Raw genomic sequence first — 16,895 nt, forward strand, 5'->3', positions numbered from 1 at the left:
ATGAAGAGATTAATATGGGTTTTAATGACAGCTATATTATGGTTTGGCTGTAAGCCTGGCATACCTGATGGCATTATTAAACCCGATAAAATGGAGAAGATTTTATACGATATGCACATTGTAGATGGCTACCTTTCCAGTATTTACATGGTAGATTCAGCAAAGAAGGTGGCTGCAGCTTATTATAAGGGGATTTATAAAAAATTTGAAACGGATTCTGCCGAATATAACAGGAGTTTAATTTGGTATAACACCAACCCTAAAGAGCTGGAAGCAATGTATAAAAACATTCAAAAAGCTTTAGCCAGGCAAAAAAAAGGAACTGAGTTAGCCGATTTAATGATTAAGAAAAAGAAATTTAAAGCCGACTCGTTGGTGATCGCAAAGAAATTTAAGGCCGATTCTCTTGCGATCAGAAAAAAAATGAAACCAGATTCCTTGTCAAAAGTTAAAGCAGTTGCTGAAATTGCAAAGAAGAAAAAGCAGGCCGATTCACTCATAAATATAAAAAAAGCTGGGGCACCGGAAGCTGTTACAACCCCAACTCCAGCTATAGTACACTAATATGTTATATCCCGAAAACTGTTTAGAACGTTTAGGTTTTGTAGAGATCAGGCAACTGATTAGCAAACATTGTTTAAGCCCTATGGGGCAAACAATGGTAGAGAAGATGCAGGTGATGAACCGTTTTGATCAGATTGATAAATTTTTACGTCAAACAAACGAATTTAAGAGCATCCTGCAAAATCAGGAACCGCTACAGATTAATACCTTTTTTGATATTAAATCGCTGGTTGAAAAAATCAGGGTTGAAGGCACTTACCTTTTAGAGGATGAGTGGTTTCAGGTATATACTTCATTGCATACTGTTTTTTCGGTCCTTCGTTTTTTCGAAGAACGTGCAGAAGTATACCCCACACTCGAAGCTTTGTTTGAGCATTTACCCATCGAAAAAACGATCCTTCGTAAGATCGAAACCGTAATCGATGCCAAAGGAAAGATCAAACCCAATGCATCAAAAGAATTGCAGGAGATTACCTCTGCCATTTCCAAAGCAGAGCAAGATGTGCGTAAGCGCATGGATTCGATTTACAAGCAGGCTATTGCCAATAATTGGGTTGCCGATGGTAGTTTAACCATTCGTGATGGCAGGATGTGTATACCGGTTTTGGCCGAAAATAAACGTAAGCTGAAAGGCTTTGTACACGATGAATCGGCAACAGGGCAGACCGTTTATATTGAGCCTGAAGAAGTTTTTACGCTAAATAATAAGCTACGCGATTTAGAATTTGACAAACGCCGTGAAATTATTAAGATTTTAATTGCTTTAACAGACGATTTGCGGCCGTATTCGCCATTATTGCTTTCTTACCATGGTTTCCTGACCAAACTGGATTTTGTTCGAGCCAAGGCTTTATTTGCCCTGGATATTGAAGCTGAAATGCCAGGTCTGTTAAAAGAACCTAAAACCAGGCTGATAAATGCCAGGCACCCATTGTTGTCGATCTCATTTGCTGCCGAAAAGAAAACCGTTACACCTTTAAATATTCATATCGATGCCGAAACCCGGGTGGTATTGGTATCCGGACCAAATGCCGGCGGTAAATCGGTTTGTATGAAAACGGTTGGCCTTTTGCAGATTATGTTGCAAACAGGTCTGTTGATTCCGGTTGATGCAAATAGTGAGGTGGGGATTTTTGAAAACATTTTTGCCGATATCGGTGATGATCAATCGATAGAAAGTGATTTGAGTACTTACAGTGCACACCTGAAAAAGATGCGCTATTTTGTAGAACATGCTTCGCCAAAAACGATGGTGCTGATTGATGAGTTTGGTACCGGTACCGATCCTCAGTTTGGCGGGCCAATGGCCGAGGCTGTTTTAGAGGTATTGAACAATAAAAAGGTGAGGGGGGTAATTACCACTCACTATTCTAATTTAAAACTCTTTGCAGGTAATACCCCTGGTTTGGAAAATGCTTCCATGCTTTTCGATAATGCCAAAATGAAACCGCTCTACGTTTTAGAAATGGGTAAGCCAGGAAGTTCTTATGCCTTCGAAATTGCGCAGAATATTGGTTTGCCTAAGGAAGTTATCCAGCTGGCCAAAGAAAAAACAGGCTCGAACCAGAATCGGGTAGATACAATGCTGGTTGATCTGGAGCGCGAAAAGAAAAATGTTTACGATGCCAAAGTAAGCCTGGCTAACCAACAGAATAAAGCCAAAAACCTGGTTGCAGAAAATGAAAAGTTAAAAGCATTTTTAGAGGAAAACAAAAAGATACTGATTAAAGAGGCGAAGCAGGAAGCGCAGAATATTATTAAAAATGCCAATAAACTGGTCGAGAATACCATTGCGGAGATTAAGGAAAAGCAAGCTGATAAAGAAGTAACTAAAGAACTTCGCCAGAATTTGCAAAAAGAACTGGTTAAAAATACGGTTCCGAAAGAACGACCTAAACCAGTGCAGGTCGTTGTGGGTGGTGAAATTGAAATTGGTGATTTAGTGAAATTTACCGATAGCGAAACCATTGGTCAGGTTTTAGAGATTAACCGCAACGAACTGGTTTTGGCCATTGGCGATTTACGATCGACGGTGAAAAAGAACCGCGTTCAAAAGGTAAGTAACCGTGAAGCTAAAAAAGTAATCCAAAGCAGTGCGAATTCGTTTGCAGGGCGGATGAATGAGGCTGTATCGGGCTTTAGGGCCGAGCTCGACCTTCGTGGAAAACGCACAGAAGATGCCTTGTTCGAAGTAGAGAAATATTTAGACAAGGCCATTATGCTCGGTTTCCCATCCATTAAACTAATCCACGGAAAAGGTGATGGAATTTTAAGGAAAATGATCAGGGAATACTTGCGTAAATATAGTCAGGTAAACAGGATGGAAGATGAACACGCTGATAGAGGCGGGGATGGGATTACGTATGTGTATTTGAATTGATGGAAGGGGTGCGATGGAGGATGGGAAATGGTAAACTCATCGGTTCTCGTGTAGGCGTCATTCCCAACTTGATTGGGAACCACGAAGTGCTCATCGAAGATAATCTTAATGCCTCATAATAATACATTGATCCCAAGATCCCGCATACGCGAAGATGATGATAAGGTGTAAAATACTGATGTAATCGTCATCTCGACTGAAACGCAGTGGAATGGAGAGATCTATCTCGAGTTAGATTTAGCTACGCTGAGCACTTCGTTGTTCCCGGCTACGCTGTGCTTCGCTCGAAATGACGTCCGCCCAGTAAAAACAATAAAACTTTATAACCGTAACGTTGTTATTTCTAAAACGTTACGGTTATGCGGGCAATACTACTCTGCTTGTTTGTAATGCTATTCGTTACAAACTGCAAAAAGAATGGTGATGATAATGAAGATCCAGGTACCCTGCCTGATGTAGATCTAAAATCAAAAGTCATTGTTTCCGGATTAAGTCTCCCGTGGGAGATGGTATACGGACCGGATAATTTTATCTGGTTTACCGAAAAAGCGGGTAAAATTAGCCGTTTAAATCCTGCAAACGGACAAGTAACACCCTTACTTACCATCACTGAAGTACGGACTAACGGAGAAGGTGGCCTGCTTGGAATGACATTACATCCCGATTTTGCCGGTAATCCTTATGTTTATGTCGTTTATGGCTATGGAAGCACCTATAAAGCCAAGGTTGTACGTTATACTTACAGCGGAGGAGGTTTAACAAGTCCTCAGGTTTTATTGGATCAGATTCCTGCTGCTTCTATCCATAATGGTTCACGTTTGCTGATCAGCGGTGGTAAACTTTTTATCAGTACCGGCGATGCTGCTGATACTGGCAATCCTCAAAATGTTAATTCTTTAGCAGGGAAAATCTTAAGGATAAATTTAGATGGCACTATCCCTGCCGATAATCCATATCCAAATAACCCGCTTTGGTCTCTGGGGCATAGAAATGCACAAGGATTGATCCAGGTGGGCAATAAAATTTTCTCTTCAGAACATGGACCTGATTCTGATGATGAGATTAATATCATTGAGAAGGGAAGAAACTATGGGTGGCCAAATATTAAAGGTTATTGTAATGAAAGCGGGGAGCAGTCGTTTTGCAGTTCGAATAATGTGGCAGAGCCGCTAATCAATTGGACACCAACCATTGCACCCAGCGGTTTGGCTTATTACAATTCCGATTACATTCCGCAGTTTAAAAATTCGTTGTTACTGGCTGTATTAAAAGGAACTAAATTAATGCAGCTTAAATTGGATGATGCACAAACAAAAATCACAGGAACGAAAGATTTTTATGTGAATACTTATGGCAGGATCAGGGCGATTTGTCAATCACCTGAAGGGAAAATTTATATCTGTACCAGCAATGGAAGCGATGATAAAATTGTAGAAATAGCGAAGTAGAGGAATTATTTTTTCCGCCCAGGACACTTTTTACAGCGTTTACCTTTTTTAAATTTCTCACAGCACTTTTTGTGCTCAGCGGTACAGCTGAAAATAAAACCCATGCCCTTTTGAAATTCAGGGTCGGTGGGTAATATGAATAGACTTTCTTCTCTCTCGTAAATCATTGCAGCACAAAGGTAATAGTTATTTAGATTAATTCCAATTAATTAATATTCCAGGTAGATTTAAAAATTTAAATGCAGCAATTTTGAAGGCAATTTGTAATTTAGCGAACTAACCAAAAATTCATAAGATGATAAATAAAGTGGTATCTGGAGCTGAAGAGGCTATCAAAGATATATCTGATGGTGTAACCCTCATGCTTGGCGGTTTCGGGCTTTGTGGGATTCCGGAAAATTGCATAAAAGCTTTGGTCAACAAACAGGTAAAAAATTTAACCTGTATCTCTAATAACGCGGGGGTTGATGATTTTGGTATTGGTTTAATGCTGAAACAACGCCAGGTTAAAAAAATGATTTCTTCTTATGTAGGTGAAAATGCAGAATTTGAAAGACAATTGCTGAGTGGTGAACTCGAGGTAGACCTTATCCCACAGGGCACTTTAGCTACCCGTTGCCTGGCAGCCGGGTATGGGATGCCAGCAATTTTTACGCCTGCAGGAGTCGGTACGGAAGTGGCAGAAGGTAAAGAAATACGCAATTTTGATGGTAAGGATTATTTGATGGAGTATGCATTTGATGCCGATTTTGCTATTGTTAAAGCCTGGAAAGGCGATACCGCCGGGAATTTAATCTTCAGGTCTACCAGCCGGAATTTTAATCCGGTTATGGCTATGGCAGGTAAAATAACCATTGCCGAGGTAGAAGAATTGGTAGAAGCAGGCGAACTAGACCCGGATTATATTCATACACCAGGTATTTATGTTCACCGCATTTTCCAGGGGAAAGATTATGAGAAAAGAATTGAACAACGGACAGTTAGAAAGTCCGAAGTCTGAAGTCGAGAGTCCGAAGTCGGGTTGCAGATCTGACCATTCTACTCATTCTATCATTCAAATTCATTCATTTACATTTATTTATGTTTTCAAAAGAAGAAATTGCACAGCGTATTGCTAAAGAAATAAAAGACGGGTACTATGTTAACCTTGGTATCGGCATACCGACTTTGGTTGCCAATTATATTCCAAAGGGAATTAATGTGGTATTGCAGTCAGAAAACGGTTTATTGGGCATGGGGCCATTTCCTTTTGAGGGAGAGGAAGATGCCGATTTAATTAACGCGGGGAAACAAACCATTACCACCTTGCCAGGCTCATCTATTTTTGATTCGGCCATGAGTTTTGGGATGATCCGTGCGCAAAAGGTAGATTTAACCATTCTCGGAGCCATGGAGGTATCAGAAAATGGTGACATTGCCAACTGGAAAATACCTGGAAAAATGGTAAAAGGAATGGGTGGAGCGATGGATCTGGTGGCTTCAGCCAAAAACATTATTGTGGCGATGCAGCACATTAATAAAGCTGGAGAAAGCAAATTGTTACCAAAATGTACTTTGCCATTAACCGGGGTAAAATGCATTAAAAAAATTGTAACTGAACTGGCGGTTTTAGATATTTTACCTGAAGGTGGTTTTAAACTTTTAGAACGTGCACCTGGTGTAAGTATCGAATTTATACAACAATCTACAGCAGGGAGATTGATTATTGAAGGGGATATTCCTGAAATGAGATTGGATTAAAATGATGCCTGATGCTAAAGAATGGTCATCATTCCCGCGCAGGTAGGAACCTTAATGCATACCGTAAAGCCTATCAAGGCATTATGATTACCTACAAAAAAGAAGTCAAGTTTTTAAAAACTTGACTTCTTTGATATTTATTGTATATCAACTAAAATACTGTTTCTTAAATCATTCGAAATATCCTCTGTGATACCGATAATTTCTTCAGGTTCATTGGTATTATTCATGACCACCTTATTGCACTGTTCGCGGTAGGGTAATAAATACTCTTTATAGGCAGGTACCACGTGGTTATGCCATTTGTACAATACATCTTCTTCAGGGTAACCACGCTCTAAACCATCTCGTTTTATACGGCGATCTAAAGCGACCTGCTCATCTGCATCAACAAAAATGGTATGATCTAATAATGCCGCAATTTCTTTAAAGTGGAGGATAAAAAGCCCTTCAACAATAATAATTGGTGCCGATTTAATCTCTAATATTTTAACAACAGCTAATGGATTGTTGAAGTTATATTCCTTTTTATAAACCACTTCGCCACTCATTAATTGCTTAATGTCCCTCAAAAACTGTTCGCTATCGATTGTTGAGGGGAGATCGAAATTATATAATTTATTTTCTTCCTGAGTCATTTCGCCAGCCGGGATATAATAATCATCCTGTGATACGAGTGTAACTTCATCCTGTTTAAAATGATGAAGAAAGCAGTTTAAGAAAAATGTTTTACCCGATCCGCTACCACCGGCAATACCAATTATAAATGGCTTTTTGTTCAAACTCATTGAGCACTATAGGTTAAATTGCAGAAAAAACGTTTGTCTAAAGCACCCAATGAATCGGCTACCGCTTTAGTCATTACAATGATAACATCTTTTGTGGATTCGTTCTCTGTAAATTTACCAACAACTTTGGCAAAGGTAGTACGGTTAGTCATGGGGTTGGTAATCTTAATTACCCTGCCTACAGGTGCTGTACGGTGTAAAACCAACATTTTTGTACCATCAAGATCCTGGTCTGCAATCCAAACTGCGGTACCTTTTTCTTCAATCTGACTTAAGCCATATACGCTCGGATCACGACGAAGTTTAGGGTCTTTAACCATTGTACTATCTGGTTCATTTTCCTGTTCCTCTTTCGATAAATCATTTACCGATTTAGGTTGTGGCGGTTTAGGAATGATCAGTTTTTGATCAACTTTAATGGCATTATCCTCAAGTTTGTTTGCCGTTCTGATCTGATAAGCGGTTAAATTATATTTTTTAGCAATGGTAAAAATGTTTTCTCCGGTAGCTACGGTATGGATAAAACTCTCTTCTTTTGCAGCAGGGGCTTCTTTAACTTTTGCTTCTACTTCTTTAACTTTAGCTTCTGCCTGCTTTTCTTTTGGAACCTGAACATCCGTAATAATACCTCCAGGTACTTTTAAAACCTGACCAATGGTAATGGCATTATCGGGTAAATCGTTCAGTTTTCTAATCTGGTAAGCCGTAATGCCATATTGTTTGGCGATGGTGAAAATGGTTTCGTTTCTTAAAACCGTGTGTGTACCGGCAGCATCTGCAGATTTGTTTTCCTGTACCGGTTTTTCTTCAGCAGCAGCTACTACCTTGTTTTCGTCGATATTTTTAGTTGCCGGAATTTTAAGTTTCTGCCCAATGCGTAGGTTGTTTCCCGAAAGGTTATTGGCTTTTTTTACCTCTTCAACTGTGGTGCCATATTTTTCAGCTATTTTCCCTAAAAACTCTTTTGGTGCCACCGTATGCTCAATCATGGTTTGATCTGCCGATGAGGTATTCGCTGTTGCAGTCTCCGTATTGTTTTTTGCAGGTGGTGTTACCGGAGCTGAAGTACCAGTCTGTTCTGTGTTTTTTGCAGGAATTTTTAAAACCTGGCCAATACTTAAATTATTTCCGCTGAGGTTGTTTAAAGCTTTAATTTCATTTATAGTTGTGCCATATTTTTCGGCCAGCATATTTAAATTTTCTTTTGGCTTTATGGTATGTTCGATAACATTTGAACTTGATGCGTTTTGTGTGGCATTCGACGAGCCGTTAGCCGTAAAAGGGATATTGGTAGGTACCTTAATAATTACCCCAACCTGAAGGTATTTGTTATCATTAAAGCTCATGATATCTTTAGGCGAAACATTATATCTTCTTCCTATAGAATAATAAGTGTCTTTTGCTACGGTTTGATGAACAATCAGTTTTTTGCCTTTATTATTTTCTACACCGATAGAGTCTCTCACTGTACTGGCTTTGGCATTTGCAATGTTTAAGGCAAATAACACTACAGCAGATAAATATATTTTATGCATTTATTTTTATGTAAATTTCTTAGTCAAAGGGAGCAATTATACGAATAATATTGTTAACCATCTTAAGTTCTGTTGTTCGTTTTTTAGTAAAAATTAGATGACTTTAGCTTCGTAATATCAATATGCTATTCATTAACAAATGTTTATAAAATTGTTATTTTGTACAATATTGAATATTAAACGATCTTATAAATAAGGTATTGTTCAAAAGCGATTTTTGAGCAAAACTTTTATAAATTTGAGTTGTTACTCAGACATTAAAATACATCATAATTAATAAAAAAATGGACGCTAAAGAAATAAGCTTAAACGAGAAAGAAGTTAAACCAGTTGTAGATCTGTTAAACGATTATTTGGCTAATTACCACATTCATTATCAAAAATTAAGAGGTTGCCACTGGAACATTAAAGGACAAAACTTTTTTACTTTACATGTTAAGTTTGAAGAATTATATACCAATGCACAGTTAACTATTGATGAAATAGCCGAACGTGTATTAACCCTGGGAAAAGCACCACACAGCCGTTTTGCCGACTATATCAAAGAATCTAAAATTAAAGAGATTGATACCATTGGGTTAAAAGACCTCGATATGGTTGATGCGATTTTAGATGATATGGCCTCGTTAATTGAGTTGGAAAGAGAACTTTTAGAAGCTACAGATGCTGCCGGAGATGATGGTTCTAACGATATGGTTAACCGTTTTATGCAGTTTAAAGAGAAAAATACCTGGATGTTACGTTCTTTTGCAGGAAAAAAATAACATTAAAAATTTAGGTTAAAAGCCTCATGTAAGTAGCTTAATTGTAAAATCTGCTTATATGAGGCTTTTTTGTTTCTGAAAAAATCTAATTATTTATCTTTGGGCATGGCGTACAAAAGTTTAGCAGAATGTGTATCCGATCTTGAAAAGCACGGTCATTTAATCAGAATAAAAGAAGAAGTAGATCCTTATTTAGAAATGGCAGCCATCCATTTAAGGATTTATGAAAATAAAGGACCAGCTATTTTATTCGAAAAAGTTAAAGGAAGTCCTTTTCCTGCTGTTTCAAACTTGTTTGGAACTTTAGAACGGTCGAAGTTTATTTTTAGAGATACTTTGCCAAAAGTACAGCAGTTGGTGGCCTTACGCAACGACCCTATAAAAGCGTTGAAAAATCCTTTCAAGTATGCAGGTTCTGCCATGTCGGCTTTATCAGCCTTGCCACTTAAAACACCTTCAGCAAAAAGCAAATTTTTAAAAACCAGTATCAGCCAGCTGCCACAGATCGTAAACTGGCCTATGGATGGTGGCCCTTTTGTAACCATGCCACAAGTTTATACCGAGGATGTAGATAAACCAGGTGTTTTAAATGCAAACCTGGGCATGTACCGCATCCAGTTAGGTGGGAACGATTATATTCAGGACCAGGAGATTGGATTACACTATCAGATTCACAGGGGGATTGGGGTGCACCAATCGAAAGCCAATGCACTGGGCCAACCCTTAAAAGTGAGCATTTTTGTTGGCGGACCTCCGTCACACCCTTTAGCTGCTGTAATGCCTTTGCCTGAAGGCTTATCCGAAATGACTTTTGCCGGTGCTTTAGGCGACAGAAGATTTCGTTATTTTTACGATGACGAAGGCTTTTGCATCTCGGCAGATGCCGATTTTATCATTACCGGAACCGTTTATCCGAACGAAAATAAACCAGAAGGGCCTTTTGGCGATCACCTGGGTTATTACAGTTTAACGCATCCTTTTCCTTTGATGAAAGTACACAATGTATATCATAAAAAGGATGCCATTTGGTCGTTTACAGTTGTTGGCCGCCCACCGCAGGAGGATACCAGTTTTGGGGCTTTGATCCATGAAATTACAGGCTCGGCCATTCCGCAGGAAATACACGGTTTAAAAGAAGTTCATGCGGTTGATGCTGCCGGCGTCCATCCTTTGCTTTTTGCCATTGGTAGCGAACGTTATACCCCATATTTAAAAGCGCGCAGACCACAGGAAATTTTAACCATAGCCAATCACATTTTAGGGAAAAACCAACTGAGTTTGGCTAAATACCTGTTTATTGCAGCTAAAGAAGATGACCTGAACTTAAGCACGCATCATATAGAAGCGTTTCTAACGCATATTTTAGAAAGGATTGATTTAACGAGGGATGTTCACTTTTATACCAATACGACTATTGATACACTTGATTATAGTGGCGATGGATTAAACAGCGGATCGAAGGTTGTAATTGCAGCAGCAGGGGATAAGCGACGTGAACTGTGGGATGAAATTCCGGAGGCGTTGACATTAAGTGATGGATTCTATCAGCCAAAAATAGCCATTCCAGGTATTTTGGTTTTGGAAAGTAACAAATATTTAAACCCTGAGAAAACAGCCGCCGAAATTGCTCTATTGAATATGGCTTTAATGAGTCAGGATTTATCTGGTTTACCTTTGATTATATTGGCAGATGATGCAACGTTTACGGCTGCTGACATTGATAATCTGGTTTGGATAACTTTTACAAGGAGTAACCCCGCGGCAGATATATATGGTATTAATGATTTTACCATCAATAAACACTGGGGCTGTAAAGGTTCGTTGATTATCGATGCCAGGAAAAAGCCTCACCACGCACCCGAGTTGATCAAAGATGCGGTGGTAGAGGCGAAGGTTGATGAGCTGGCTAAAGAGGGGAAAGCGCTATTTGGGCTGGTATAGTTTGAAAGGAACTTTAACTTACCTGTTAACTATTAGAAGTGGGCTTTATTAATTCAATTAATTAGATAAAATTAATTTCACGCATGTTCTTCTCTGATAATTTTAGGTCGCGCTGTTAGTTGCTTTCATTTTTATATTTTGGTAGCGCTGAACGACTAGACATCACAAAAATTTGCAGCACCTTTTAAAATCATGGTTGCAAGAAACCCGACAACCAGAGTAAGAATCATTGGATTGATAACTCCTATTCCAATTGCAGCAGCTATTGCTGTCAAAGCAATTGTTATTAATTTTTTCAATCCTGCTTCTTCGTCAATCAGTTTTTGTATCTCAGCGTTGATTGTACAAAGAATTTTTTTTACCTGATTTGCTGTTTTATTTCTATTCAGCCAGTCCAAAAACTTACGAAACGGATTCCACATTTCGTAACTTATGTTTGTTGAATATGATTCAGTCATCATACTTGTAACACCTTCCAAATTTGATTTAGTGTCTAAATCCTTATCAATTTCCCAATTAATATTGCTTCGCATATATCCCAAAGGATCTTTTGAATCAACAGCTGATTTTAGTTGTTCTGACAGGACGTCTAAGTCAAATTTGTGATTTAATTCTTCAAGTGAATTCATTTTTTTGATATGTTAATTGACAGTACCTACTCTATTTTGGTTTTCGGTTTCCCCGTGTAATATAATTTCATGGTCTTCGTTACGATGGCTTACCCAAAATTACTATTAGTGATATACTCAAATCAAGCGTGAAGCATCTGAATTTATATGCGTGAAAAACGCAAGGAGGTACCGCGAAATCACGGAATTTTGAAATAACTTGGTTGAGTTGATAATCGGTGAAAAGCTCATTTGATTGACTATAGGGTAGGTGTTTTTAGAACGTAGCAAAGGATTCGATCTAATTTGTATAATTGGGTTATTTCCAAATTCAATAAGGCTTAATCTATATTTAGATGAAAATTTTTATAAACCTAAAACAAAATTAAAATTATGAGTAGTCTAATATTACCACGTATCTACGTGTCAAAATCAATTGGTGATGCCAGAAAAGCATGGTTTAACGCACATAAGTATGGTGTGCTCCATCAAGCTGCAAAAAAAAATGGAGCATTATCAGAAACACAGGAAGTATATTTTCATCAAGCGAAGGCGGTATCAGATCATATTAACGCATTGATTAATGAAAATGAAAAAATAGATGGTTTTCGGATTTATTTTGGAACTTACGGTCCGAATCAGATTGGAAGTAAACGAGGCCGGTTTAATTTAATTTTTGTTTCTACAACCGATAAGCATGACAGTGGCGAATATTACATAAAAGGTGGTACACCAAAAGATAATACCATTGAGCCAATATCAAAAGAACTTGCCTTAGAATACGTGGGGAATTTTCAAGCTCCAGATATGAAACGGGACAGACTTACTCCAACTTTGACGACTGATGATCAAGATAATACGTGTTTTGAAACAAAGCACTTATGGTTTGATATCGAAAAAATTAAAGAGCTACGCGATTTAATTGAAGATCATTTAATGAAATACGCAGGTTACGGCTTAAAAATAAGATTGGTTTCCTATACAGATGAAGATGAAATTGAAGGAGCGTTTGGTGGAAGGGTTGCTCAGACTTATAAACAGCGGCTGACAGTTGACTTTGTCTTTATAGATGAAAACAATAGCGAGGTTTATCTAGATGATGAAATCTTAATTTTAAGAACAATTGAAACCATTGCAAAGATAGGTCATTCATTCGTAGGAGATGACCCTATGTGGAAAGAACTTTTCCAAAAGCCTCATAATAGAGCGAAACTGGATAGAATATTAGAGCTGCTGAATACTGAGTATATTGAATTAAGGGATATATTAAATGATTTATATACAATGGATACCGGTGATCCTACTCCACCTCCATCAAATGGTAATAATCAGGGACTTGATATCTCAGATGAGTAATAAAATCTTATTTTAGATACATATTTAAATTTTATGTATCTCAGGTATTTATATATTTTTTCATTAGGACTCTGTTCAATCTTAAGCCTTTATCAATTGCACAAATTAACAAAGCAACTAAAAGTAGTTGCTTTGTTATGTGTTTATACTTTTCTACTTGAACTTAGTGTGTTTTTATTTAAACAAGATGTTGGTTATGAGGGTAATACGCTGCCTCAATATAATTTTTTTATTTTGGTAGAATTTATATTTTATGCCTATTTCTTCAAACAAATTGTAAGAAATGTTTACTTATTAAAGGTAATAAACTTATTCTTACTGATGTTCCCAGTGCTTTGGTATATATTTAGTTTTTACAGTTTTAATATACTACAATGGAGCAGCTATGCTTTTGTATTTGGCGGAACATTTATTATTTTCTTTGCACTTATTTATTGTTATGAAAAACTAACTTCAGACGAAACTACATCACTTTTTAATGAAGGTGAATTCTGGATTGCTATAGGTTTAATTGTTTATTACACCTGCGTTGTGCCCTATATGGGAATGTTTCACTATCTGACAGTAAATTATGAACAACTAGCTGTTAAACTAAAAAAATTAAATTTAATAACGAATATAATTATGTATTTACTGTTTGCTTATGCTTTTTTATGCAAAACGATCAAGACCAGGAAGTCCTATTTGTAATTATTCCCAGTATCATAATTTTCTTTGCACTTAGCAGTGCGATCGTTTTCCTGATGCTCTATTTTCAGAAAAAGAAATTTCAGTACGCAAAGGAAAAAGGGGAGATGGAAAAACAATATGCAGAACAGCTCCTTCAATCGCGTTTGGAGATGCAGGAGCAAACTTTTGATACCATAAGCCAGGAAATACACGATAATGTAGGCCAGTTATTGAGCCTGGCCAAACTGCAATTGAGCGTTGTAGAACAAAATGAGACGAGCAATAGACCGTTAATTATGGAAATTAAGGGCAATGTTGGAAATGCGCTTACCGATCTGCGGGATATCGCAAAAAGTTTGAGTACAAGCCGCATACAGGAACTTACCTTGTTGCAGGCTGTAGAGCAGGAGCTGCAGCGGATAGCAAAGGCAGGCGTTCTTAAATGTAATGTGATGGTAACAGGTGATGAACAGCAAATTGCTGAACAAAAGAAAATTATCATTTTCCGTATCGTGCAGGAAAGCCTGCAAAATATACTTAAACATGCCGGTGCCACTATAATCAACATTGGTTTTGATTTTTTAACAGAGCGGCTTAAAATAAGTATTGAAGATAACGGCATTGGGTTCAGCTCAACTGGAAAAGATAAAATAGAAACTGGACTCGGACTTCAGAATATTATAAAGCGTACAGCCCTGATTATGGGAGAAGCTACCATTACCAGTGTTATTAATCATGGAACTAAAATCATACTAATCATCCCTTATGTCTGATCAAATTAAAAATATAGCCCTGGTTGACGACCACGTCCTGTTCAGAAAAGGAATGGCGGCCCTAATCAGCTATTTCCCGGATTACAAAATACTATTCGAAGCTGCAAACGGAAAAGATCTTATTCAGCAACTCAAGATCTATGGAGTGCCCGATATTGTGCTGCTTGATATCAATATGCCCGAGATGGATGGTTACAGTACCGCTTCCTGGCTTCGCATCAATCACCCTGAGGTAAATATACTTGCTTTGAGTACCATGGATGCCGAAGGTGCTATTATTAAAATGATAACCAATGGCGCTAAAGGTTATGTGTTAAAAGATGCTGAACCGGAAGAGCTAAAACGTGCTTTTGATGAAGTAATGAGTAAAGGATATTTCTACAATGATTTGGTTACAAGGAAGGTCATGCAGTCGTTAAGTGCATTGTCATCAGGTTCAAAGATATCCGATTTTGTGAAATTAACAGAGCGGGAGATGGAATTTTTGAAATATACCTGCACTGAAAAAACCTATAATGAAATTGCAGCTGAAATGTTTGTGAGTCCACGTACTATTGATGGTTACAGAAATTCTTTATGTGAAAAACTACAATTAAAAAGCCGTACCGGCCTGGCACTTTATGCCGTTAAAAATGGTATAGTTAAAATTTAAGTGATTTCTTCGCTTGTCAGGTGATTTGTAGCTATAACGTTAAGGATTTTATAGGGTAGAGGTTAATTTGTGCAATAAACAAAAAAGGCTTCAGTGCATTTACTGAAGCCTTTTTTGATATGCTAGTGTTTAGCGCTTAAAATCTTACACCAAAAGTCAAAAATACGTTGTTTCTATTGCTTTTAACATCAGCAACAGGTTCTGTATAATCGTCTAATAAATAAGGGCTTGAGCTGAAATTTGTTTTGTAGTTCTGATAGGCTAAATCGAAATAATAGTTATCTATGCGGTATCCAATACCACCGGTGTAGTATTGACCCTGATAAAATTTATTGTCACCGCCTTTAACGCCGTTTCCATTTACACCATAACCTGCTCTTAAGCTAAACTCGTTAGTGACTTTTACTTCAGCACCAACCCTGTAGTTAATCGCCTCTTTATACGATTCTTTAATGAAAGCATTATTGTCGTTTATGGTATTACGGTCATATCCATCCACATCAGAAAAACGCATCGAAGCATAATCTACATAATCCACATCTGCTGATATTAATGCAGTACCACCTATTACATAACTGATACCAGCGGAAGCTTTTAATGGCGTACGTAAGTTATAACTGAATGTATAATATTTAGTTGGATTATTTGAGCTAGAAGGTGCATTTGTTGCATTTCCTGCTAAATTTGCCTGTAAGGTTTCAGCAGTGTTATCTTCAATATTCATCCAGGTTGGTGTTTGAAAATTGATACCGATTCTTAATTCATTAACTGGTCTGAAAATCATTCCAAGTTTTAAATTAAATCCACCACCTTTTGTTTCCTGGTTCCTGAAATGGGTTAAGTTATAATTTTCATTTCCGGTATACGCAGGAATTGGTAAGCCATCATCGAAAGAGTTTACGATACCCGATTCAGTAAAAGTGGCATCACTGATGTATTTTACATTAACAAAACTAGCGGTTGCGCCAATATATACTTTGTTGCCAAAGTTAAGGGCACCTGCAACGTTAAACTCTGAAGTTGAACCTAATCTCGATTCATCCCAATTCTGTTTAAAACTCGCATTGTTGTAAGGCTCTGCAGAATATCGGTTTGGGTAATTCGTTGCATTTTTATTGATTAAATAACTGTCGTATGCATCACCGGCTATCGAATTATCAATTCCACCACCATTGGCCTGGTCTACATAAGCATCTCTAATGGAGCTATTGCTATTTGTTCCGTTATAGTTGATGTTATTTAAGAAATCGTTATTCCGGGTATAACTTAAGCCAAATACCGTACTTACCAGTCCTTTGTTCACATCAGCACCTTTCATTCTTGCTGCCGGGCTGTAAAATACCACACCAATATTATTCAGATTAATCTGACTTTTATTTGCTTTTGTATTATTGCCTAAATAAGCACTGTTATTCGAAACTGAATTAAATTCTGGTGTAAGGCTAAACTCTGATTTAGTGAAAAGGCCTAATCCGGCAGGGTTTGCATTAATTGAACCGATATCGCCACCAACCCCAATTTGTGCACCACCCATTCCTTTAAATCGGGCAGAGCTACCATAATTGGTTTGGGAGAAACGGAATGCATCAGGTGCATAACTTTGGGCGTATGACGTTCCCATAGCAGCTACTGTAGCTACTAGTGAAGCTAAAATATATTTTTTCATGTTGTGTGTTT

The 16,895-nt window shown here is 37.7% G+C and carries 15 protein-coding genes; 11 read left to right on the forward strand and 4 right to left on the reverse strand.

Annotation, left to right across the window (positions count from 1 at the left end; genetic code table 11):
- The 5 genes from CA265_06290 (at window position 1) to CA265_06310 (ending at window position 6,132) form a co-directional block, all read left to right on the forward strand.
- On the forward strand, window positions 1-564 hold the full coding sequence (locus tag CA265_06290) for a hypothetical protein (GenBank protein ID ARS39303.1): 564 nt from the start codon (window positions 1-3) through the stop codon (window positions 562-564).
- Window position 565: 1 nt separating this feature from the next.
- Complete coding sequence (locus tag CA265_06295; GenBank protein ID ARS39304.1) at window positions 566-2,944, forward strand: endonuclease MutS2; 2,379 nt, start codon at window positions 566-568, stop codon at window positions 2,942-2,944.
- A gap of 359 nt (window positions 2,945-3,303) precedes the next feature.
- Complete coding sequence (locus tag CA265_06300) at window positions 3,304-4,392, forward strand: glucose dehydrogenase (protein ID ARS39305.1); 1,089 nt, start codon at window positions 3,304-3,306, stop codon at window positions 4,390-4,392.
- Between the two features lie 295 nt (window positions 4,393-4,687).
- Window positions 4,688-5,392, forward strand: a complete 705-nt coding sequence (locus CA265_06305) for a succinyl-CoA--3-ketoacid-CoA transferase (protein ARS39306.1) — start codon at window positions 4,688-4,690, stop codon at window positions 5,390-5,392.
- Window positions 5,393-5,472: 80 nt separating this feature from the next.
- The gene (locus CA265_06310) at window positions 5,473-6,132 is read left to right on the forward strand and encodes a succinyl-CoA--3-ketoacid-CoA transferase (GenBank protein ID ARS39307.1); all 660 of its coding nucleotides are present in this window, start codon (window positions 5,473-5,475) and stop codon (window positions 6,130-6,132) included.
- A gap of 137 nt (window positions 6,133-6,269) precedes the next feature.
- Here the strand turns inward: CA265_06310 and CA265_06315 are convergent, their stop codons facing one another.
- Both CA265_06315 and CA265_06320 read right to left on the reverse strand, forming a co-directional pair.
- On the reverse strand, window positions 6,270-6,914 hold the full coding sequence (locus CA265_06315) for a uridine kinase (protein ID ARS42905.1): 645 nt from the start codon (window positions 6,912-6,914) through the stop codon (window positions 6,270-6,272).
- Between the two features lie 2 nt (window positions 6,915-6,916).
- The gene (locus tag CA265_06320) at window positions 6,917-8,455 is read right to left on the reverse strand and encodes a hypothetical protein (GenBank protein ARS39308.1); all 1,539 of its coding nucleotides are present in this window, start codon (window positions 8,453-8,455) and stop codon (window positions 6,917-6,919) included.
- Between the two features lie 284 nt (window positions 8,456-8,739).
- Between CA265_06320 and CA265_06325 the strand changes: the two genes are divergently transcribed.
- On the forward strand, window positions 8,740-9,219 hold the full coding sequence (locus tag CA265_06325) for a DNA starvation/stationary phase protection protein (protein ARS39309.1): 480 nt from the start codon (window positions 8,740-8,742) through the stop codon (window positions 9,217-9,219).
- A 105-nt stretch (window positions 9,220-9,324) separates the two neighbouring features.
- Window positions 9,325-11,160: a 3-octaprenyl-4-hydroxybenzoate carboxy-lyase gene (locus CA265_06330; GenBank protein ARS39310.1), complete on the forward strand. Its 1,836-nt coding sequence runs from the start codon at window positions 9,325-9,327 to the stop codon at window positions 11,158-11,160.
- 155 nt (window positions 11,161-11,315) lie between these two features.
- On the opposite strand, the gene CA265_06335 is transcribed toward CA265_06330, so the two are convergent.
- Window positions 11,316-11,789, reverse strand: coding sequence for a hypothetical protein (locus tag CA265_06335; protein ARS39311.1), 474 nt, complete (start codon window positions 11,787-11,789; stop codon window positions 11,316-11,318).
- A 372-nt stretch (window positions 11,790-12,161) separates the two neighbouring features.
- Here CA265_06335 and CA265_06340 point away from each other — a divergent pair, with 372 nt between their 5' ends.
- Genes CA265_06340 through CA265_06355 form a run of 4 tightly spaced genes read left to right on the forward strand, consistent with a single transcriptional unit; the run spans window position 12,162 to window position 15,218 of the window.
- Window positions 12,162-13,124, forward strand: coding sequence for a hypothetical protein (locus tag CA265_06340; GenBank protein ID ARS39312.1), 963 nt, complete (start codon window positions 12,162-12,164; stop codon window positions 13,122-13,124).
- A gap of 33 nt (window positions 13,125-13,157) precedes the next feature.
- Entirely contained in the window at window positions 13,158-13,814 is a 657-nt protein-coding gene (locus CA265_06345) for a hypothetical protein (protein ID ARS39313.1), read from the forward strand.
- Window positions 13,778-14,566 (forward strand): hypothetical protein, encoded by a 789-nt coding sequence (locus CA265_06350; GenBank protein ARS39314.1) that lies wholly within the window; start codon window positions 13,778-13,780, stop codon window positions 14,564-14,566. The genes CA265_06345 and CA265_06350 overlap by 37 nt, the downstream gene beginning before the upstream one ends.
- A complete protein-coding gene (locus tag CA265_06355) occupies window positions 14,559-15,218 on the forward strand; it encodes a DNA-binding response regulator (protein ID ARS39315.1) in 660 nt (219 codons plus the stop codon). Before CA265_06350 ends, CA265_06355 begins: the two co-directional genes overlap by 8 nt.
- Before the next feature lie 136 nt (window positions 15,219-15,354).
- On the opposite strand, the gene CA265_06360 is transcribed toward CA265_06355, so the two are convergent.
- A complete protein-coding gene (locus CA265_06360) occupies window positions 15,355-16,884 on the reverse strand; it encodes a hypothetical protein (protein ARS39316.1) in 1,530 nt (509 codons plus the stop codon).
- Between the last annotated feature and the right edge of the window lie 11 nt (window positions 16,885-16,895).

The organism is Sphingobacteriaceae bacterium GW460-11-11-14-LB5, assembly GCA_002151545.1.
Classification (GTDB): domain Bacteria; phylum Bacteroidota; class Bacteroidia; order Sphingobacteriales; family Sphingobacteriaceae; genus Pedobacter.